This window comes from Entomomonas sp. E7T21, from assembly GCF_058693955.1.
Genome location: NZ_CP191672.1, coordinates 1,174,651 through 1,196,109 on the forward strand (window position 1 = coordinate 1,174,651; position 21,459 = coordinate 1,196,109).

General features: G+C 37.0%; 19 protein-coding genes and 1 tRNA gene. 17 read left to right on the forward strand and 3 right to left on the reverse strand.

Translation table 11 applies throughout. The features are described 5' to 3' along the window. Positions 1 to 45 precede the first annotated feature (45 nt). Positions 46 to 2,445 (reverse strand): penicillin-binding protein 1A, encoded by a 2,400-nt coding sequence (locus ACQVD9_RS05625; protein ID WP_264745098.1) that lies wholly within the window; start codon positions 2,443 to 2,445, stop codon positions 46 to 48. 197 nt (positions 2,446 to 2,642) lie between these two features. On the opposite strand from ACQVD9_RS05625, the gene pilM reads away from it, so the two are divergent. Genes pilM through queF form a run of 9 tightly spaced genes read left to right on the forward strand, consistent with a single transcriptional unit; the run spans position 2,643 to position 11,650 of the window. Next, positions 2,643 to 3,701: a type IV pilus assembly protein PilM gene (gene pilM, locus ACQVD9_RS05630; RefSeq protein WP_413774138.1), complete on the forward strand. Its 1,059-nt coding sequence runs from the start codon at positions 2,643 to 2,645 to the stop codon at positions 3,699 to 3,701. Beyond that, positions 3,701 to 4,270, forward strand: a complete 570-nt coding sequence (locus tag ACQVD9_RS05635) for a PilN domain-containing protein (RefSeq protein WP_264745099.1) — start codon at positions 3,701 to 3,703, stop codon at positions 4,268 to 4,270. Before pilM ends, ACQVD9_RS05635 begins: the two co-directional genes overlap by 1 nt. Next, positions 4,267 to 4,869, forward strand: coding sequence for a type IV pilus inner membrane component PilO (locus tag ACQVD9_RS05640; RefSeq protein WP_264745100.1), 603 nt, complete (start codon positions 4,267 to 4,269; stop codon positions 4,867 to 4,869). The genes ACQVD9_RS05635 and ACQVD9_RS05640 overlap by 4 nt, the downstream gene beginning before the upstream one ends. Further along, positions 4,866 to 5,396 carry a pilus assembly protein PilP gene (locus ACQVD9_RS05645; RefSeq protein WP_264745101.1) on the forward strand — a complete coding sequence of 177 codons (531 nt, stop codon included), beginning with the start codon at positions 4,866 to 4,868 and terminating at the stop codon, positions 5,394 to 5,396. Before ACQVD9_RS05640 ends, ACQVD9_RS05645 begins: the two co-directional genes overlap by 4 nt. Positions 5,397 to 5,452: 56 nt before the next feature. Beyond that, entirely contained in the window at positions 5,453 to 7,639 is a 2,187-nt protein-coding gene (locus ACQVD9_RS05650) for a type IV pilus secretin PilQ (protein WP_264747857.1), read from the forward strand. A gap of 4 nt (positions 7,640 to 7,643) precedes the next feature. Beyond that, positions 7,644 to 8,159, forward strand: a complete 516-nt coding sequence (gene aroK / locus ACQVD9_RS05655) for a shikimate kinase AroK (RefSeq protein WP_319804726.1) — start codon at positions 7,644 to 7,646, stop codon at positions 8,157 to 8,159. 44 nt (positions 8,160 to 8,203) lie between these two features. Then, positions 8,204 to 9,307, forward strand: coding sequence for a 3-dehydroquinate synthase (gene aroB / locus ACQVD9_RS05660; RefSeq protein WP_264745103.1), 1,104 nt, complete (start codon positions 8,204 to 8,206; stop codon positions 9,305 to 9,307). A gap of 4 nt (positions 9,308 to 9,311) precedes the next feature. Next, the gene (locus ACQVD9_RS05665) at positions 9,312 to 10,814 is read left to right on the forward strand and encodes an ATPase, T2SS/T4P/T4SS family (protein ID WP_264745104.1); all 1,503 of its coding nucleotides are present in this window, start codon (positions 9,312 to 9,314) and stop codon (positions 10,812 to 10,814) included. 2 nt (positions 10,815 to 10,816) lie between these two features. Further along, positions 10,817 to 11,650 carry an NADPH-dependent 7-cyano-7-deazaguanine reductase QueF gene (gene queF / locus ACQVD9_RS05670; protein ID WP_264745105.1) on the forward strand — a complete coding sequence of 278 codons (834 nt, stop codon included), beginning with the start codon at positions 10,817 to 10,819 and terminating at the stop codon, positions 11,648 to 11,650. A 16-nt stretch (positions 11,651 to 11,666) separates the two neighbouring features. On the opposite strand, the gene ACQVD9_RS05675 is transcribed toward queF, so the two are convergent. Next, entirely contained in the window at positions 11,667 to 11,933 is a 267-nt protein-coding gene (locus tag ACQVD9_RS05675) for a DUF4404 family protein (protein ID WP_264745106.1), read from the reverse strand. A gap of 178 nt (positions 11,934 to 12,111) precedes the next feature. On the opposite strand from ACQVD9_RS05675, the gene ACQVD9_RS05680 reads away from it, so the two are divergent. The 8 genes from ACQVD9_RS05680 (at position 12,112) to pnp (ending at position 21,191) form a co-directional block, all read left to right on the forward strand. Further along, positions 12,112 to 12,188, forward strand: a tRNA-Met gene (locus ACQVD9_RS05680). 98 nt (positions 12,189 to 12,286) lie between these two features. Beyond that, positions 12,287 to 12,745, forward strand: a complete 459-nt coding sequence (gene rimP, locus ACQVD9_RS05685; protein ID WP_264745107.1) for a ribosome maturation factor RimP — start codon at positions 12,287 to 12,289, stop codon at positions 12,743 to 12,745. 40 nt (positions 12,746 to 12,785) lie between these two features. Then, positions 12,786 to 14,267, forward strand: coding sequence for a transcription termination factor NusA (nusA, locus tag ACQVD9_RS05690; protein ID WP_264745108.1), 1,482 nt, complete (start codon positions 12,786 to 12,788; stop codon positions 14,265 to 14,267). A gap of 35 nt (positions 14,268 to 14,302) precedes the next feature. Continuing rightward, the gene (infB, locus tag ACQVD9_RS05695) at positions 14,303 to 17,065 is read left to right on the forward strand and encodes a translation initiation factor IF-2 (RefSeq protein ID WP_264745109.1); all 2,763 of its coding nucleotides are present in this window, start codon (positions 14,303 to 14,305) and stop codon (positions 17,063 to 17,065) included. 120 nt (positions 17,066 to 17,185) lie between these two features. After that, complete coding sequence (rbfA, locus tag ACQVD9_RS05700; protein ID WP_264745110.1) at positions 17,186 to 17,575, forward strand: 30S ribosome-binding factor RbfA; 390 nt, start codon at positions 17,186 to 17,188, stop codon at positions 17,573 to 17,575. Next, complete coding sequence (gene truB / locus ACQVD9_RS05705; protein WP_264745111.1) at positions 17,572 to 18,489, forward strand: tRNA pseudouridine(55) synthase TruB; 918 nt, start codon at positions 17,572 to 17,574, stop codon at positions 18,487 to 18,489. Before rbfA ends, truB begins: the two co-directional genes overlap by 4 nt. 153 nt (positions 18,490 to 18,642) lie before the next feature. Then, the gene (rpsO, locus tag ACQVD9_RS05710) at positions 18,643 to 18,912 is read left to right on the forward strand and encodes a 30S ribosomal protein S15 (protein WP_201094453.1); all 270 of its coding nucleotides are present in this window, start codon (positions 18,643 to 18,645) and stop codon (positions 18,910 to 18,912) included. A 143-nt stretch (positions 18,913 to 19,055) separates the two neighbouring features. Beyond that, positions 19,056 to 21,191: a polyribonucleotide nucleotidyltransferase gene (gene pnp / locus ACQVD9_RS05715; RefSeq protein ID WP_264745112.1), complete on the forward strand. Its 2,136-nt coding sequence runs from the start codon at positions 19,056 to 19,058 to the stop codon at positions 21,189 to 21,191. Positions 21,192 to 21,240: 49 nt separating this feature from the next. Here pnp and yacG read toward each other — a convergent pair whose 3' ends face one another. Further along, positions 21,241 to 21,459 carry a DNA gyrase inhibitor YacG gene (gene yacG, locus ACQVD9_RS05720; RefSeq protein ID WP_264745113.1) on the reverse strand — a complete coding sequence of 73 codons (219 nt, stop codon included), beginning with the start codon at positions 21,457 to 21,459 and terminating at the stop codon, positions 21,241 to 21,243.

Sequence of the window (21,459 nt, forward strand, 5' to 3'; positions counted from 1 at the left end):
GTAAAAAAGGCTTATTTGATCAACAAATAAGCCTTTTTTATAGCATTAGAATAATTCCATAGGCGCTACATCATCACTTGACATAGGAAGACCTGAAGAATCATCTCCCTTGATAGCATCCTCTTTCTTAAATAGCTCCGTATAAGTTCTTTGTGAGTTATCAGAAGCTAGACGGCCAGTATCCGCATCTATTTTAAGTTGTACAATACCTGCGGGCTTGGGCATGGTCTTATTAGGTTTATCTTTTAACGCTACTTGCATATAGTCAATCCAAATAGGCAGAGCTAAGGTGCCACCATATTCACGGCGTCCTAATGTATCTGGTTTATCAAAGCCAACCCAAACAACGGTTGTGTAATCACCATTATAGCCTGCAAACCAAGCATCTTTAGTGTCATTTGTGGTACCTGTTTTTCCTGCTAGATCTGTACGTTTTAATGCTAAAGCTCTTGTACCTGTACCACGTTTAATTACATCTTGTAAGATACTATTCATAATATAAGCTGTGCGCTTATCAATAACAGACTCAGCTATATTAGGTATGGTTTTTGGTTGATCATCTTTTTCCATAGGCATAAGTACAGCTTTATGCTCACTAACTTCGGTTATTGTTTGGTTTATTTCTGGAATAGCAGGTGGTGTAGCTGTAAAAATAACTTTGTCATTACGGTCTTTAATTTCATCAATTACATAAGGATAGATTTTATAGCCACCACTAGCAAATACAGTCCATGCACGGGCTATTTGCATTGGTGATACATCAGCTGAGCCTAATGCAAGTGAAAGAGAGGGTGGTAAACTTTCTTTGGCAAAACCAAATTTTTCAATATAGTCTAATGTATTATCAATACCTACACTTTGTAATAAACGAATAGTTACTAAGTTTCTAGAGCGGTATAAACCTTCCCTTAAACTAATAGGTCCTAAGAATTTATTACCATCATTTTTTGGTTTCCATTTTTTCTTATTAGAACCATCCTCTACAACAATAGGGGCATCATTAATCTTGCTTGCTGCAGTGAACCCTGCATCTAATGCTGCGCTATAAATAAAAGGTTTAAAGCTGGAACCTGGTTGGCGTTTAGCTTGGGTAACACGGTTATAGTTACTTTGATCAAATGAAAAGCCGCCTACGAGCGCTTCAACAGCACCTGTTTGTGAGTTCAATGAAACTAAGGCAGATTCCGCTTTAGGGAGCTGACTAAAGTATAAAGTTCCTTGTTGATCCCTTTGTACACGAATTAAGTCACCCACTTTAACAATATCTTTAGGGGTTTTAGGTAGAGGCCCCATGCTATTGTTAGATAAATAAGATCTTGCCCATTTCATTGTTGCCCAAGCAACTATTTCTTGCTGGTTTTGTTGAGTAAGCACAGTAATATTTTGCTCATCAATAGCTGTTACTATAGCCGGTTCTAAATAACCAATAGATTTTTGTTCTTTAAGTATATTAGACCAACTTTCTATTGCTATTGATGGTTGTTCTGCACCACGATAACCATGACGTTTGTCATATTCTAATAAACCTTTGCGTAAAGCCTGATTAGCCGCTTCTTGTAAAGGTGAGGAAATAGTAGCAGTTACTTGATAGCCATCTGTATAAGCAGCATCACCATATTTTTCAACCATTTCTGAGCGTATTATTTCAGCTATATAAGGTGCGGCAAGCTCAGGAATGGCATCATGGCGTTTAGCTGTCTCTGGTTCAGCTTTAGCTTTTTCATAGTCTGCTTTATTGATCATTCTCAAGTTATACATTCTGGAAAGAATCCAATTTCTTCTTTCTAAGCTACGTTTAGGATTAATAATTGGATTATTAGCTGATGGTGCTTTAGGAAGACCAGCTAAAGTGGCCATTTGAGCCAATGATAAATCTTTAACAGATTTCCCATAATAAACTTGAGAAGCAGCTTCAATTCCGTAAGAGCGATAACCTAAAAATATTTTATTAAGGTATAACTCTAAAATTTCTTCTTTGGTTAATTCCTGTTCTAATTTTAAAGCTAACAAGATTTCTCTTGCTTTACGTATATAGGTTTGCTCACTTGATAAAAAATAATTTCTTGCAACCTGCATAGTGATAGTACTGCCACCTGATTGTTTATGGCCGGTGGTTGCTAATTCAAGTATTGCACGTAGTAAACTTTTAAGATCAATGCCATAGTGGCTTTTAAAGTTATCATCTTCTGCTGCCAATAATGCATTAACAAAATTAGGAGGGATTTCCTTGTAGGCAATAGGTGAGCGACGCATTTCTCCAAATTCAGCAATTAGCTTATTATCTGCACTATAAACACGTAATGGTATTTGTAATTCTATGTGGCGTATTGATTCAATAGACGGTAAATTGTGGCTCAAATAAAGAGCTGCGCCACTGATTACAAGTGGAACTACACAAATTAATGATATAAAAGACCACCAAATAAATTTATATAAACGAATCAAAATTAATAAATTCCTAGCAAATAATAGTAATATTTTGTTAAAATTATTGAGTTAGAACAACACTTGCGACATATTATAGCTTTTTTACGTAAAGATCACTATGAATTGAGTAGTAAAATTTGATATTTATATATAGTATATAGTGTGTACAGAGTAATTTTTTCCGTAAGTTGCGGATGTAGATAGGGAAAAACATCGTGCTATTCAAAAAGAAAGTTAAAAAGTTATTGGGGATTGATATAGGGGCTAGCTCCGTGAGAGTGGTGGACTTAGATCAGTCAGGTGCTTCTTATATATTGAATGGGTATGCTGTCGAAGAACTGCCATTGGGCGTTGTTTCTGATAGAAATATCCATGATATCGAAGCAGTTGGTAAAGTCTTAGAGAAAGCTGTTAAAGCTGCTAAGGTTAAGGCAACGTCTGCTGTAGTAGCAGTTGGTGGCTCATCTGTGATTACTCGTGTTGTAGAAGTTACAAAAGGAATGAGTGATGCGGATGTAGAAGTTCAACTGCAATTAGAAGCGGATCAATATATTCCTTATCCTTTAGATGAAGTGGCTATTGACTTTGCACGCTTAGGTACATCATCACCCAATGATGATTCTAAAGAAGAAGTTTTGTTAGCTGCTTGCCGCAAAGAAAGTATCGAAACGAGAGAAGCAGTATTAGCTTATACAGGATTATCAGCAGGTGTTGTTGATCTTGAATCCTATGCTATGGAGCGGGCAGCAGCACTTATCCCTATGGTGAAAAGCGCCGGCGCTGCTGCACCAATTGCTGTTATTGATATTGGATCATCAATGCTTAGTTTTAATATTATCCATAATGGACATATTATTTATAATCGTGAGCAAATGTTTGGTGGTCGTCAACTTACTGAAGAGATACAAAGACACTACGGTTTAACCTTCCTTGATGCAGAGCGTGCGAAGAAAAGAGGAGAGTTGCCTGAGGATTATGAGCAATCAGTATTACAAGGATTTATGGATCAAATCTCTGATCAAATAGCTCGTTCCTTACAGTTTTTCTTTGCAACAGGACAACATAATACTATTGATGGAATTGTTCTAGCTGGTGGTGGTGCACGTATTCAGCAATTACCAAGTTATATCCAAGATAAATTGAACATCGCAACAGAGATGGCTAATCCTTTTGCCGAGATGAAAACATCATCTAAAATTAATGCATCTGTATTGGCACAGGATGCACCATCACTGATGATTGCTTGTGGTTTAGCAATGAGGAGTTTTGACTAATGGTACGTATTAATTTATTACCATGGCGTGAGCAGCTACGGGAAGAGCGGAAACGTCAATTTTTTATAGCTGTAGCAGTTGCTGTAGTGGTTGCTGTTATTTTGGTTTATATTGCTAATAAGTATTTTGAGTTACAAGTTGAAAATCAAAATTTACGTAATAGTTATCTAAAGCAACAAATTACGGTAATGGATAATAATCTTAAAATAATTGAGGATTTGAAATCTAAAAAATCTGAATTATTATCTCGGATGAAGATTATTCAAGATTTACAGTCAAATCGTCAAATTCTAGCGAGATTATTAGACCAATTTGTTCGTACCTTGCCAGAGGGTGTTTTTTATACTTCTTTATCTAAAAGTAATAAACAAATCACTATTCAAGGTATGACAGTTTCTAATAATCGTGTTTCACAATTGATGCGTAATTTTGATAACTCACCATGGTTAGCTAATCCTAATTTGGCTGTGATTACTCAAATCAACAAAAAAGATCCAAATGACAAAACAGCAAGTTTTACTTTATTAGTTGATCAAGGTGAACCAAAGGATGGGGGGGCTATACAATGAGTCTTGATTTAAAAAGCTTAGATCTAAACAATTTAGATCTTAAGAGTCCTGGAACATGGCCTCTACCTATTATGGTTCTTGCTTGTTTATTGGTATTAATTGTTATTTGTGTTTTAGGTTATAACTTTGTTTTAAGTGATGTTCGTGCCTCTTTAGAAAAAGCAAGGGGTCAAGAGCCAAAGTTGAAAGCAGACTTTGAAACAAAGGCTGCTCAATCAGCTAGTTTAAACGCTTATAAGGCTCAAATGGATGCTATTGAGGAATCATTTAGTGGTTTACTAAAGCAATTACCAGCTGAAACTGAAGTGCCAGGTTTAATTGAAGATGTAACTAAAGCGGGTTTAACGAGCGGTTTAGAATTTAAACAAATTAGACTTCAAAAAGAAGTAAAACAGCCTTTTTATGTAGAGTTGCCTGTACAAATTACCATAACGGGTAATTATCACGCATTTGCTAATTTTGCTACTAAGGTTGCTGCATTACCTAGGATTGTTACATTAAATGATTTTTCAATAAAACCAGAGGTGGTAGGAGATTCTTCTAAGTTAACTATTAATGTTTTAGCGAAAACATACCGTTACCGTGAGGATGTGAAATGATAATGTTTAAACGCATTCTATTCTTGGGTGTATTAACAAGTGTATTGGTAGGTTGTGGAAACTCAGGTATTACCGATTTAGAAGAATATACCGATCGTATTAAAGCTAGGCCTGCTAGGGCAATTGAACCTTTGCCTGAACCAAAGCCTTATTTACCTTTTTCATATACAGCTACTTTTATGAGAGACCCTTTTCAAAGTCAAGATGCTATTATGCAACCAAAACCAGATCCTGATGAGTCAGGTGTTAAATGTGTTATGCCTGATTTGACAAGGCCAAAACAATATTTAGAAGGCTTTGATATAGGATCATTTGCTATGGTGGGTACAATAGAAAATGACAAAGAGCATTATGCATTATTGCGTGGTGCTGGAGGTATTCATCGCATAAGAGTAGGAGATTACATTGGTGTAAATCATGGACAAGTAATCTCCATTAATGATTTTGGACTTGAAGTTCTAGAGAAAATTTCTGATGGTAATGAAGGTTGCCGAGAAAGACCCTATACCTTAGAGCTTAAAAATTAATCTTAAGGATGTTACAGATGAAAAAGAATACCCCAATTGAACAACGGAAAACAGCAATGAATGTTTCTTTAATACGTTTAAGTGTAGCTTTATTAGGTATGGCTATTCCCTCAATATTATATGCAGCTAATTTAAAAGATATGGATGTTGTTTCTTTACCTGGCGAACGGGTAGAGCTTAAATTAATGTTTGATGAACCAGTAGCAGCGCCTAATGGTTATACAATTGATCAGCCTGCACGTATTGCCCTTGATTTACCTGGTGTTACAAGCCAATTAGGTGAGAAAAGAAGGGCTGTTGGTATAGGTAATGTAAGAAATCTAACAGTAGTTGAATCTAAAAATGTAACGCGATTAGTGGTAGGCTTAAATACTTTAGTACCTTATACAACGCGTGCAGAAGGCAATAATATTTTTATTATATTAGGTGATAAAACTACGGCATCACCAGTTGCTCAAACAAATACTGCTTCTACAGTATCTACTAAGCCAACAAATAATGTTACGCCAGTTACCACAAAAGCAGTTACCTCAGTTGGAAATGCTATTGAAAATATTGATTTTAGACGTGGTGATAATGGTGAAGGTAATATTGTCGTTAAGTTATCAAATAGTACAATTAGTCCTGATGTACAAGAAAAGGGAGGTAAAATAGTTCTTAATTTCCCTAAAACACAATTACCTGAATCATTACGTGTACGGTTAGATGTTAAAGATTTTGCAACGCCTGTGCAGTTTATTAACTCAACAGCTAAATCGGATGGTTCGAGTATTTCTATTGAGCCTAAGGGAAATTATGATTATTTAGTTTTTCAAGCTAATGATGAATTAACTGTTAGTGTTAAACATGTATCTGCAGAAGAAAAACAACGCCGTTTAGAAGATCAAGGTGTTTTTAAAGGTGATACTTTATCTTTAAATTTCCAAGATATTGAAGTAAGAAGTGTATTACAAATTCTAGCAGATTTTACTAAATTAAATTTAGTGGCTACTGATTCAGTAACAGGTAATATTACTTTACGTTTACAAAATGTACCATGGGATCAAGCATTAGATATTATCATGCGTACAAGAGGGCTTGCAAAGCGTCAAGAAGGTAATATTCTTATTATTGCTCCTGCTGATGAGTTAGCAGAGTCTGCTCGTAGAATGTTTGATGCTGAACAAACATTAAAAGCAACACAACCTTTACGTCGTGAGCTTATCCCTGTTAATTATGCTGATGCTACAAGTATTATTGCATTATTCCAAGCAACTATGTCCCAGACTAATAGTGTACAAACTAATCAGAATGGTGCTTATAATGCGAATATGACTAGTAATGATCGAGGTTCTTTGACTGTTGATAAGCGTACTAACACGATTATTGCTTATCAAACAGAAGAACGTTTAGAAGAGTTAAGACGTATTATCACTCAGTTAGACCGACCTGTGCGTCAAGTACAAATTGAAGCACGTATTGTTGAGGCTAATGTTGATTTCGCTAAAAGCCTAGGGGTTCGTTGGGGAGCTGATATTGGCTCAAAATCTCGTAATTGGCAAAGTTATGGTGGTGCTGATGGTCGTGTAAACTCTGAGGGCGCTGGCAAAGATTTTGGTAATCTTGGTACATCGATTACTCATGATGGAGATAACTACATGTGGACACCAGCAGCACCAGTAGTAGACTTAGGTGCGGCAAATGCCACCTCAGGTATTGGTATAGGTTTTTTTAGTTCGAATGTAATGATTGATTTAAAATTAAATGCTATGCAGAAATCTGGACAAGGTGAGATAATTTCTCAACCGAAAGTAACAACTTCAGATAAAGAAACTGCAAGGATTATGAAAGGTCAAGAAGTACCTTATCAAGAAGCCTCTTCAAGTGGTGCTACTTCTACTTCATTTAAGGAGGCATTACTTTCTTTAGAGGTAACTCCACAAATTACTCCAGATAATCAAATTATGATGGCTGTTACAGTGACTAAAGACTCTGTTAATGAGTCACGGACATATCAAGGTGTTCCACCCATTAATAAAAATGAAGTTAATGCTAAAGTATTAGTGTCTGATGGTGAAACTATTGTATTAGGTGGTGTGTTCCAGAATGAACAAAGTAAAGTAACAGAAAAAGTACCATTCTTAGGTGATTTACCTGTGATGGGACGCTTGTTCCGTCGTGATACTGTATCTAATACTAAACAAGAGTTATTAATTTTTATAACTCCACGTATTATTGATAGTAAGGCGTTTGCTTCGAGATAACACGTTGTCAAGATGTTTAACATTAGTGGGCCCAATGGGAGCTGGAAAAAGCACCATTGGGCGTCTACTTTCTAGAGAGCTCAATTTACCTTTTATTGATTCGGATCGTGAGATAGAAGCACGTTCAGGTGCCAGTATTTCATGGATTTTTGATGTGGAAGGTGAAAAGGGATTTAGAGATAGAGAACAAAATATTATTACAGAGATTTGTAATGAAGGTAATGATGGTTTTGTTTTAGCCACAGGTGGTGGTGCAATTCTTCGAGAAGAAACACGACAGATATTGTTTGATAAAACAACCGTTATTTATTTGCATGCTTCTGTTGAACAGCAGATATCACGCACAGCAAAAGATAAACAAAGGCCACTATTGCAAGTAGCTGATCCTAAAAAAGTATTACAAGACCTTATGGCTATAAGGGATCCATTATACCGTCAAGTAGCTCATATAATTATCACAACTGATGAGCGTCATCCACGTTTTTTAATCCAACATATTTTAGAATCTTTAGGTTTGTAGTAAAGTTCTACTCAATTACTTCTATTATTTATCTGGAATTTAATATGCATAGGTTACAAGTAGAGTTAGGTGATCGTAGCTACCCTATTTTTATTGGTGAAAGCTTATTTCGAAAAGAATTGCTTGAGCCTTATATTAAAGGTAGTCAAGTAGTTGTGGTAACCAATGAAACAGTAGCACCTTTATATTTAGATAGTTTATTAGCTCAACTAGTAGATTATCAATATGAAAGTGTAGTGTTACCAGATGGAGAAAAGTATAAAAATTGGCAGACATTACAACTAATTTTTGATGGTTTGCTTACAGCAGAGTGTACCCGTAAGGTTACCTTAATTGCTTTAGGTGGTGGTGTCATTGGTGATATGACTGGTTTTGCTGCTGCTTGTTATCAACGAGGTGTTAATTTTATTCAAGTACCTACTACATTATTATCTCAAGTTGATTCTTCTGTAGGTGGCAAAACAGGGATTAATCATGACTTAGGCAAAAATATGATAGGTGCATTTTATCAGCCTAAGTCAGTTATTATTGATATTAGCACTTTGCATACATTACCTGCAAGAGAGCTATCAGCAGGCTTAGCAGAAGTTATCAAATATGGCTTGATTGCAGATAAAGATTTTTTTGACTGGTTAGAGTTAAATATTGATCAGCTAAAAAGCTTGGATACACAAAGTTTAATTAAAGCGATTGAATGGTCTTGCGATATTAAAGCGCGTGTAGTGGCGATGGATGAGACAGAGTCAGGAATTCGCGCTATTTTAAATTTGGGTCATACATTTGGTCATGCTATTGAGACGCATCAAGGCTATGGTAATTGGTTACATGGCGAAGCAGTTGCAGCAGGTACGGTAATGGCTTTAGAAATGTCTATGCAACTAGGTTGGCTATCAGCACAAGATCGTGATAGAGGTATTAAATTATTCGCTAAAGCTGGTTTACCCATTGTTCCACCTACTAACATGACCGCAAATGATTTTCTAAAATATATGCGGGTAGATAAAAAAACGTTAGATGGACAAATACGTCTTGTTTTATTACAAAAAATAGGTGAAGCAGTAGTAACAAGTGAATTTGCTAGTGATATATTGAATGCTATACTATCCACTAATTATCAACAATTGCTTGACTCTATTTTGACGGATTAAATAAATGAATACGTTACGGGCAGATGAACCTTTTTTAAGTTATTATCAGTTAGACCATGATCCTTTTGCTGCAAGGGTTCCTAACTTTAAATTTTTCCCTGCTCAGCGTAAAACTATTTTAGGGCAGTTGCATCATTTAGCTCGTCATAGTCAGTTGATGTTATTAATAACAGGGCCTAAAGGTAGTGGTAAAACACTATTAAGACAAGCACTGATAGCAAGTGTTAATAAAGACACTATAAAAATTATTAATATTTCAGCGGCTGATTGTGAAAAAGTTTCAGATGTTTTAGCTTTGTTAGTAGAAGAGCTACAAGCGACCAATAATACAATAGCAGCTATTATTGAGCAAATCAGTAAGTTGTCAGAACAAAGTATCAGCCTATATTTTATGATAGATGATGCTGACCAATTATCAGAAGATATTATCCAATTATTATTAAATTTAGCTAATGAGCATTTAGCCAGTTTGCACATATTTTTATTTGCTAGACCAAATTTATTAGATCAATTAGAAAGTTCTTCATTAGCTAAAGAAGTTACCTTTAATTTGCCATTAACGCCTTATACTTTAGAAGAAATTAAAGAATATCTTTTATTGCGTTTAGAGGGAGCAGGGCAAGAGTTAGGTATATTTACTGATGAACAATTGTTAGAGATTTATACAAAATCAGGTGGTTGGCCTGGTGTTATTAATCAGGTGGCTAGAGATATCTTGATTGAAAATATGCAACATCAAGATCAATCTTCATTATTTAATGATTTTGATGAAAGTGAGGATGAAGTTGCTCTTTATGCCTCTGATACAACAAGAGAAGTAAAGGCAGCAAAACCTAAATTAATGTTACCCAAAAAACATTTAGCGATAGCAGGTGTCATTGCAATCGCTTTAGTAGCTATTTTATTATTTTCAAAATCACCTTCTACGGAGCAAGAGCCGACCATTGTTGCCAGCCATTATGCAGATTTACCTAGTGATGCAGGTTCTGGTCAAGTTACTCAAGATATACCATTATCAACAGATGTCGCACCATCCAATAATCAGCCGTTAAATAATGACACTCCAGTTGTTGATAATGCAATGTTACCTCCTCCTGTAGTAACAGAACCTACACCACCTGTTGCTACTCAAACCCAAACTGTTACTAAGCCAGAAGTTAAACCAGTTGCAAATAATCCACAAGAAGTAACCAAACCCCAAGAAACAGCTAAGCCAGTTGCACAGGGTAATGCGTGGTATCGTGGTAAAACAGGAGCTAACTTTACTATTCAAGTTAGTGTGGCGAGTAACGAAAAGGCAGCACAAGATTTTATTCGTAAACAATCGGGTAGTTATCAATATTTTAAACGCTTAAGAGCAGATAAAATTGATTATGTAATTACTCAAGGTGAATTTACGAGTCGTTCTGCTGCACAAGAGGCAATTAAAAAGTTACCTGCAGCTATTCAAGAAAGTAAGCCTTGGGTACGTACTTTTGCAAGTATTAAACAAGAGTTAGCTAATTAGTTATGAATTATCATCCAGCTGAAGAGTCGCCATTAGGTAAAGTAAATCAATATATTGATCATTATCAGCCAGATTTGCTATTTCCAATAGCACGTCAAGTTAAGTGGCAAGAGTTAGGTTTAACAGCAAATACCTTGCCTTATTACGGTGTTGATATTTGGAATAGTTATGAACTGTCATGGTTAACGCCTTCAGGTAAACCAAAGGTTATGATTGCTGAGTTTATTATACCTGCGGACTCACCTGCTATTATTGAGTCTAAGTCCTTTAAGCTGTATTTAAATAGTTTTAATCAAACGGTATTTGAGTCGGATGAGGTTGTAAAGCAGGCCTTAATTACTGACCTTTCGGCAGCAGCAGGAAAGTCTGTTGTTGTTAATTTATATACGTTAGATGCTTTTACTAAATTTGGCCTTACTAATGTAGAAGGTATTTGTATAGATGATCTTGATATCAAGATTGATCAATATAATCACCCTACAGCAACTTTATTAAAAACCCATGATAAAGAAGTAGAGGAGACAGTATATACTCATCTATTAAAATCTAATTGTCCAGTAACAGGACAACCTGATTGGGCTACATTATCCATCACTTATAAAGCAGCTAAACAATTAGATCATGGTAGTTTATTACAGTATATTATTAGCTTTCGACAACATGCTGATTTTCATGAGCAATGTATAGAACGTATCTTCTTGGATTTGAATGGCTTATTGAAACCAGAACAACTGATAGTAATAGGGCGTTATGTAAGGCGTGGTGGTCTGGATATTAATCCTTGTCGTAGCCTTAAGCAAATTGAGTATGGTAACAATCGATTAGTAAGGCAGTAATAAAACTGCCTTATTATTAAATACCAATATTTTGTAGTGTAATCATAATATTTCTCAGGGCTGCTGACAATGTAGGATGTTCAGCTTCAAATTCTCCTACAGCTAGTCCTAATTCTTCTACTAAATTAATATCAGGTTGTTGGCCTAGTTTTTCTAGTTCCAGTTGATGGTTAATCTTCTCTGCCAAACGTTCTATTTCTTCTTTATCAGCAGTAGTATTGGTTTTGGCATGGTTTAATTTATACTGTAAATCAATTAAATTTTCATGAACAGTTTTAGACATAAAGTATCTACCTAAGATTTAGTAAGTAAGGGGCATTAGTTAGTTTACATGATAATAATAATAATTTTAAGTAATAAAGAAAGTTATTAAAGAATAGTTAAATTTGTGTTTAATAAAAATTAAACAGTCTTTTTACTTGACGCATGTATTATTTTTCTATATCATTGCCCCACTTTGACGCGGGGTGGAGCAGCTTGGTAGCTCGTCGGGCTCATAACCCGAAGGTCGTTGGTTCAAATCCAGCCCCCGCAACCATATTTTAAAAAGCCCCAATTATGGGGTTTTTTGTTAATTACAGTTTTAAAATTAATTATAAAAATGGGCTATACGCCCATTTTTTATTGGAGGCAAAAGTGTCTACTAGATTAGAACAATTACAGACACTGCTAGCTCCAGTCATTGAGTCTTTAGGTTATCAGTGTTGGGGAGTTGAATTTATTTCACAAGGTAAGCACTCCTTACTTAGAGTGTTTATTGATCATAGCAATGGAATTGGTGTGGAAGATTGTGAAAAAGTCAGCAAGCAGGTCAGTGCAATATTGGATGTAGAAGATCCTATTCCTTATGAGTATACCTTGGAGGTTTCTTCGCCTGGAATGGATCGACCATTGTTTACCTTAGAGCAATATGAACAATATATAGGCGAACAGATAAAAGTTAAGTTACGCAGTGCTTTTGAAGGTAGACGTAATTTTAATGGAAGTTTACAAGGCATCGAGGACCAACAAATAGTATTACGAGTTGATAATCAAGAGTATCTATTACCAATAGAACTAATAGAGAAGGCTAATATAGAGCCAAATTTTGATTAACAACAGTTAACAGTTATTAAGGATGGGAAGAGGCAGAGAAATGAGTAAAGAAGTATTATTGGTTGTTGAATCAGTATCAAATGAAAAAGGTGTGCCACCAAGTGTAATTTTTGAGGCACTAGAAATTGCATTAGCTACAGTGACTAAAAAGTCTTATGACGATGATATAGAGGTACGGGTGCAAATCGATCCTCGTACAGGAGATTATGAGACTTATCGTCAATGGCATATAGTTGATGAGATAGATCAGGTTAATCCTGCGGCTGAATTAACAGTAGAAGAAGCAAAAGAAAAAGGTTTTGATGCAGAGATTGACGATGTTGTTGAAGAAAAAATTGCTTCTGTAGAATTTGGTCGTATTGCCGCACAAACAGCAAAGCAAGTTATTGTACAAAAAGTAAGAGAAGCTGAACGTGCACAAATGGTTGACGCTTATCGTGAACATGTAGGCTCAATTATCTCTGGTACTGTTAAAAAAGTAACAAGAGAAAGTATTATTTTAGATTTAGGTAACAATGCGGAAGCTATTTTACCTCGTGATCAAGTGATACCTCGTGAGATTTTCAGAGTAGGCATGAGAGTTCGTGCATTATTAAAAGAGATTCGTACAGAACACCGTGGACCACAGCTTATTTTATCTCGTACAGCACCTGAAATGATTATTGAATTATTCCGTATTGAAGTACCTGAAATTTCAGAAGGCTTAATCGAAGTAATGGGTGCTTCTCGTGACCCAGGTTCGCGCGCTAAATTAGCCGTACGTTCTAAAGATAAACGCATTGACCCGCAAGGTGCTTGTATTGGTATGCGTGGCTCACGTGTGCAAGCAGTATCTGGTGAGTTAGGTGGTGAGCGTGTTGATATTGTGTTATGGAATGAAAATCCAGCGCAGTATGTAATCAATGCAATGGCTCCTGCGGAAGTAGCAACCATTATTGTTGATGAAGATACTCATACGATGGATATTGCAGTGGCTGAAGAGAACTTAGCACAAGCGATTGGTCGTGGTGGTCAAAATGTACGTTTAGCAAGTCAACTAACTAGTTGGACTTTAAATGTAATGACTGAAGATGAGATTCAGGAAAAACAACAAGCAGAGACAGGAGATATTCTGCAAGCCTTTATTGATGAGTTGGATGTAGATGAAGAGCTAGCTCAATTATTAGTAGAGGAAGGATTCACTACCTTAGAAGAGGTTGCTTATGTACCTATGGAAGAGATGCTAAGTATTGATGGTTTTGATGAAGAAATTGTAAGTGAATTAAGAAACCGTGCTAAAGATCGCTTATTAACTAGAGCTATTGCTACTGAAGAAAAATTGGCCTCTGCGAAGCCAGCAGAAGATCTTTTAGCATTGGAAGGTATGGATGAGGAGTTGGCTAGACAGCTAGCTATTAATGGCATTATTACTCGTGAAGACTTGGCTGAACAAAGTGTTGACGACTTAGTCGAAATTACAGGGATGAATGAAGAGCGTGCAGGAGAGTTAATCATGATTGCTCGTGCTCATTGGTTTGAGTAGAGCATTTAATGGTTAATAGGCTTGAGGAGAGAGAAATGACACAGGTTACAGTAAAAGAATTGGCAGCAAGTGTTAAAGCTCCTGTAGATCGTTTGCTACAACAAATGAAAGAAGCAGGATTACCACATACAAGTGCTGATCAAAAAGTATCAGATAAAGAAAAGCAACAATTATTAACTTATTTAAGTGGTGATAAAGCAAAAACTGATGCACCTAAAAAGATAACGTTAAAACGTAAAACCACAGAACAGATTAAAGCCGGTACTAAAACAGTTAAGGTAGAGCATCGTAAGAAGAAAACGTTTGTTAAACGTGATGTACCTGAAGAGCCTGTAGAGGAACCAGTAGTAGTTGAGAAAGCTGCACCGAAACAGCCAAAAGCTACTGTTGCTGCGGAAACTAAACAAGTTGTAGAAAATCAGGTAGAACCAAACGTGAAGGAGTCTAAAGCCAAAGAAGCTCCTAAAAATCAAAAAGAAGCAGAGAAACAGGTTAAGCAACCTACTGCAACTAAAGAAACTGGTGCAACTAAGGCTAAAGAAGAAAAACCTGTAGTTCAGCCAGTAGAAAAAGTGAAAGAACCCGTTGTTGAAGTAACTAAGAAAAAAGAAGTGCCAGAAAAAGTTAAAGTAGAGCCTGTTAGAATACCTAGCTCTAACACTGTTACAGTTGAAGTTCGCCGTAAAACAGATGTTAATGAGGCAGTTAAAGCAACGCCTGTTAATGTTGAAGATAAAGTTCAACCTGTAACAACAGAGCAAGAAGAAGCAGCAAAGGCTAAGAATAAGCCTAAAAAAGAGAAAGTGGTATTGCGTGAAGAGCCTCGTCGAGCTTCGAGAGGCCGTGATGAGGAAGAAGAGCGTCGTGAGCGTAAAGCTGCTGCTGCAAAACCTACTAAGATAAGTGCTCCTCGTAATCTTCATGCAATAAGTGATGATGATGAAGAGGCAGGTTACGCTCGTCGTGGCGGTAGCCGTGGTAAAAATAAACAAAAGAAACGTGCTGCGGAAAATCAGCATGGTTTCCAAGCACCAACAGGACCTATAGTGCGCGAAGTAAATATTGGTGAAACCATCACTGTAGCAGAATTAGCTCAACAAATGGCCGTAAAAGGTGCGGAAGTTGTTAAGCTTATGTTTAAAATGGGCTCTCCGGTCACTATCAATCAAGTATTAGACCGTGATACAGCTCAGTTAGTAGTTGAGGAAATGGGGCATACCGTTAAGTTAATTAACAATAATGCTTTAGAAGATCAATTAGCAGAGTCATTAAAATTTGAAGGTGAAGCTATTCATCGTGCTCCTGTAGTAACAGTGATGGGGCATGTTGACCATGGTAAAACTTCGTTACTTGACTATATCCGCCGTACTAAAGTGGCTACGGGTGAGGCAGGTGGCATTACTCAGCATATTGGTGCTTACCATGTGGAAACAGATCGTGGCATGATTACTTTCTTAGATACACCAGGCCATGCTGCATTTACTGCAATGCGTGCCCGTGGTGCACAGGCAACTGATATTGTTATTCTTGTGGTAGCTGCTGATGATGGTGTGATGCCTCAAACTGAAGAAGCGATTCAACATGCTAAAGCAGCAGGTGTACCTATTGTTGTAGCGATTAACAAAATTGATAAGCCAGAAGCTGATTTAGATCGTATTAAGAATGAACTAGCTGGTCGTGATGTTATCCCAGAAGATTGGGGTGGTGATACCCAATTCATTCCTGTATCAGCTAAGCAAGGTACTAATATTGATACGTTATTGGAATCAGTATTATTACAGGCTGAGCTTTTAGAATTAACAGCTGTACCAAGTGCGCCTGCACAGGGCATTGTTATTGAGTCACGCCTTGATAAGGGCCGTGGCCCTGTTGCTACTATTTTGGTGCAAAATGGTACCTTACATCAAGGTGACATGATTCTAGTAGGTGTTAACTATGGTCGTGTACGTGCTATGCTGGACGAAAATGGTAAGCCTATTAAAGAGGCTGGTCCTTCTATTCCTGTAGAAGTATTGGGTCTGGATGGTACGCCAGATGCTGGTGATGAAGTGAATGTGGTACCTGATGAGAAGAAAGCACGTGAAGTGGCTTTATTCCGCCAAGGTAAATTCCGTGAAGTTAAATTAGCTCGTCAACATTCAGCGAAGTTAGAGAATATCTTTGACAACATGGGACAAGATGAGAAGAAGAGCCTCAATATTGTGTTAAAAGCAGATGTGCGCGGTTCTTTGGAAGCATTACAGTCATCGTTAGTTGATTTAGGTAATGATGAAGTACAAGTACGAGTAGTAGGTACTGGTGTAGGTGGTATTACAGAAAGTGATGCTAACTTAGCCTTAGCTTCTAATGCAGTAATTTTCGGCTTTAACGTTCGTGCTGATGCAGGTGCACGTAAGATTGTTGAGTCAGAAGGTTTAGACTTACGTTATTATAACGTTATTTATGACATTATTGAGGATGTGAAGAAAGCACTATCGGGTATGTTAGGTAGTGATGTTCGTGAAAATATCCTAGGTATTGCAGAAGTACGTGATGTATTCCGTTCACCTAAGTTTGGTGCCATTGCAGGTTGTATGGTAACTGAAGGTTTAGTGCATCGTAACCGTCCAATCCGTGTATTACGTGATGATGTGGTTATCTTTGAAGGTGAATTAGAATCACTACGTCGCTTTAAAGATGATGTGGCTGAAGTACGTGCTGGTATGGAGTGTGGTATCGGCGTTAAGAGCTACAATGATGTTAAAGTGGGTGATAAGATTGAAGTGTTTGAAAAAGTTCAAGTCGCTCGTTCACTTTAATAAATAGCATTATCAACTAAGTTCTCCATAGTGATTTCATTATGGGGAACTTATTTATTTAGATTAATTGAATTATTTTTATACTAAGTAGTTTATAAAGCTAGGGTTAAATTAAAAATTATGGCAAAAGAATATAGCCGAACTCAGCGTGTAGGTGATCAAATGCAGCGTGAATTAGCTTTGTTAATTCAACGTGAAATTAAAGATCCTCGTTTAGGGATTGTTACTATTACAGCTGTGAATGTGGCACGTGATTTAGGGCATGCAAAAGTATATATCACTGTGATGGGTAAAAATGCAGAAGATGATATTGCATTAAGTCTAGAGATATTAACTAATGCCAGCGGTTACTTGCGTAGTCTATTAGGTAAAGCGATGAAGTTGCGTACTATTCCTCAGTTACACTTTGTTTATGATGAAAGTATTGTACGTGGTAGTACGATGTCAGCATTAATAGATAAAGCACTTGCTGAAGATCGTAAATATCGTCAGGGAGATGATGAGGAGTGAGTCAGGTAAAGCGTAAGCGCAGATCTGTGGATGGGGTATTGATACTAAATAAACCATTAACGTTTAGCTCTAATGCAGCATTGCAAAAAGTACGTTGGTTATTTAATGCTAACAAGGCAGGTCATACAGGTAGTCTAGATCCATTAGCAACGGGTGTATTACCTATCTGTTTTGGTGAGGCTACTAAGTTTTCTCAATATTTATTAAATGCAGATAAACGTTATGAAGTGGTGATGCAGTTAGGTATTACTACTGCAACGGGGGATGCTGAAGGGCAGGTATTAGAACAAAAACCAGTAAACTGCACTGAACAAGATTTATTAGCTGTATTACCTCGTTTTAGAGGGGAAATTACCCAGATTCCTCCCATGTATTCTGCTATTAAGAAAGATGGTCAGCCTCTTTATAAATTGGCTAGGGCAGGGGAAGTAGTCGATAGAGAGCCACGCCAAATTACTATTGATGAATTAGAGTTATTGTCTTTTGAAGGTGATAAAGCTCGTTTAGTAGTTTCTTGTAGTAAAGGTACTTATATTCGTACGCTAGTAGAAGATATTGGTCAGGTGTTAGGTTGTGGTGCTCATGTGGCAATGCTTTGTCGTACCGAGGCGGGTCCCTTTCATCTTGAGCAAGCTATTGATTTAGAAACGCTGATTGAATTGCAAGAAAAATCAGGTAGTGAAGCGCTTGATCAATTTTTGTTACCAGTTGATGCAGGGCTATTGCATTGGCCTTGCCTAGAGCTAACAGAGCATACTAGCTATTATTGGTTACATGGTCAGCCAGTTCGTGTGCCAGAAGCACCTTTAAATACTTATATTCGAGTACGCGATCATCAAGGTCGTTTTATTGGTATTGGTGAAGTAGCTAATGATGGTCGATTAGCGCCAAAACGTTTGATACAAAATAGCTAATAACTGTTATAATATCAGGCTGAATTAAAGATTTTTGAGAATAAGGTATTAGTTGATTAATACCTTTAGAGGGTGGCTGTTAGCAGACACGGTTAATCCTCTTATCAATAACACAGGGAGTTTCCCTGGTCTGCTTTTAAAAGGTAATAAAATATGGCACTTACAGTAGAAGAAAAAGCTCAAATCGTTAAGCAATATGCACGTGGTGCGAGTGATACTGGCTCTCCAGAAGTTCAAATTGCGCTATTAACAGCCAATATTAACAAGTTGAGCGATCACTTTAAAGCTAATGCAAAAGATCACCACTCACGTCGTGGTCTTATTCGTATGGTTAACCAACGTCGTAAACTTCAAGAATACTTAAAATCTAAGGATACTGAACGTTACGCAGCGTTAATTGCTAGTTTGGGACTTCGCCGCTAAGGTGCAAGAAAGCTGGAAACCAGGTTATGCTGCTTCCAGCTTTCTGTTTTGAGAATAGATTTTTTATTTGATGAGTTAGGGTCCAACTCCCAACGTATCAACCAATTTCATATTAAGTAAGTTAGATAAAGAAGGAATATACCGTGCTAAATCCGGTTAAAAAACAATTTCAATTTGGTCAATCAACGGTAACTTTAGAAACAGGTCGTATTGCACGTCAGGCAAATGGTGCAGTGTTAGTTACTATTGATAACGATTTAAGTGTACTAGTAAGTGTAGTTGCTGCTAAAAATGCAACGGAAGGACAAGATTTTTTCCCATTATCTGTACATTATCAAGAAAAAACGTATGCAGCTGGACGTATTCCAGGTGGTTTTTTGAAGCGTGAAAGTCGTCCTTCAGAAAAAGAAACATTAACCTCTCGTTTAATTGATCGTCCTATTCGTCCACTATTTCCAGAAGGTTTTGTAAACGAAGTACAAGTAATCTGTACAGTGCTTTCTACTAATAAAAAATCTGATCCAGATATCGCTGCAATGATAGGTACTTCAGCAGCTTTAGCTATTTCTGGAATTCCTTTTGAAGGTCCAATAGGTGCCGCTCGTGTAGGTTTCCATATTGATTCTGGTTATTTATTAAACCCTACTTATGAGCAGTTACAAGCTTCTCATTTAGACATGGTAGTTGCTGGTACTGAAACAGCAGTATTAATGGTTGAGTCTGAAGCTAAAGAATTAACAGAAGACCAAATGTTAGGTGGTGTGTTATTTGCTCATCAAGAATTGCAAGCAGTAATCAAAGCAGTTAAAGAGTTTGCTGCTGAAGTAAATAAGCCAGCAATTGAATGGCAAGCACCTGTAGAAAACACTGCTTTGATTAATGCTATTAAAGCAGAATTAGGTGAAGCTATTTCTAAAGCTTATACCATTACAGCAAAACAAGAACGTTATGCAGCACTAGATACTTTACGTGAGCAAGCCGTTGCTAAATTCGCGGGTAGTGAAGAAGGCCAACCTTCTGAACAAGAAGTTAAGAATATTTTTGGTTTGTTAGAATACCGTATTGTTCGTGAGAATATTGTTAATGGTCAGCCTCGTATTGATGGCCGTGATACACGTACTGTGCGCCCATTAAATATTCAAACAGGCGTGTTAGGTAAAACTCATGGTTCTGCACTATTTACACGTGGTGAAACACAAGCTTTAGTAGTCACTACTTTAGGTACTGCACGTGATTCACAACTACTGGACTCTTTAGAAGGTGAACAACGTGATGCATTTATGTTGCATTATAACTTCCCTCCATACTCAGTAGGCGAATGTGGTCGTATGGGTGGTGTTGGGCGTCGTGAAATTGGTCATGGTCGTTTAGCTCGTCGTGGTGTACAGGCAGTTTTACCTAATGAAGCTGAATTCCCTTACACTGTGCGTGTAGTTTCTGAAATTACTGAGTCTAATGGTTCTAGCTCTATGGCTTCAGTTTGTGGCGCTTCTTTATCATTGATGGATGCTGGTGTTCCATTACGTGCCCCTGTTGCCGGTATTGCCATGGGTTTAGTGAAAGAAGGTGATAAATTTGCAGTATTAACCGATATTTTAGGTGATGAAGACCATTTAGGTGATATGGACTTTAAAGTAGCGGGTACTGCTCAAGGTGTTACAGCGTTACAAATGGATATCAAAATTAATGGTATCACTGAAGAGATTATGGAGATTGCGTTAAACCAAGCATTGGAAGCGCGTTTACATATTCTTAAGCAAATGAACGAAGTGATTAGTCAACCTCGTGAGCTATCTGCTAATGCACCTACTATGCTTACCTTCAAAATTGATCCTGATAAGATCCGTGATGTAATCGGTAAAGGTGGTGCGGTTATTCGTGGTATCTGTGATGAAACAAAAGCTTCTATTGATATCGATGATAATGGTGTTATCAAAATCTTTGGTGAAACTAAAGAAGCAGCTGAAATGGCTCAACAACGTGTGTTAGGTATTACTGCTGAGGCTGAAGTAGGTAAGATCTATGAAGGTAAAGTAGAACGTATTGTTGATTTTGGTGCTTTTGTTAATATTTTACCTGGTAAAGATGGCTTAGTGCATATTTCACAAATTAGTGAACAACGCATTGAGAAAGTGACAGATGTATTGAAAGAAGGTCAAATGGTTAAAGTAATGGTTATTGATGTAGATAACCGTGGTCGTATCAAACTATCTATTAAGGATGCGGTAGCTGCTGAGAATACAGCACCTGCTGTATCTGATACGCCAGTACAAGAGTAGTAAGTATTTAGTTATTAAAAACCCTGCTTTAGCAGGGTTTTTTAATGGACTAATGTAACTGTTTAGACATTATTTCTGCTAATTCATCTTCTGTAATAAACTCATCACTAATTAATTCTTGTCCTGCAATGCTGTGTTCTTCTGCAGCCCATGCTCCTAAATCTATTAATTTACAACGTTCAGAGCAAAAAGGACGAAAGGGATTATTACTACTATACATAAGTGACTTTTGGCATGTGGGACAATTAACAATAGGTTGTTTTTTCAT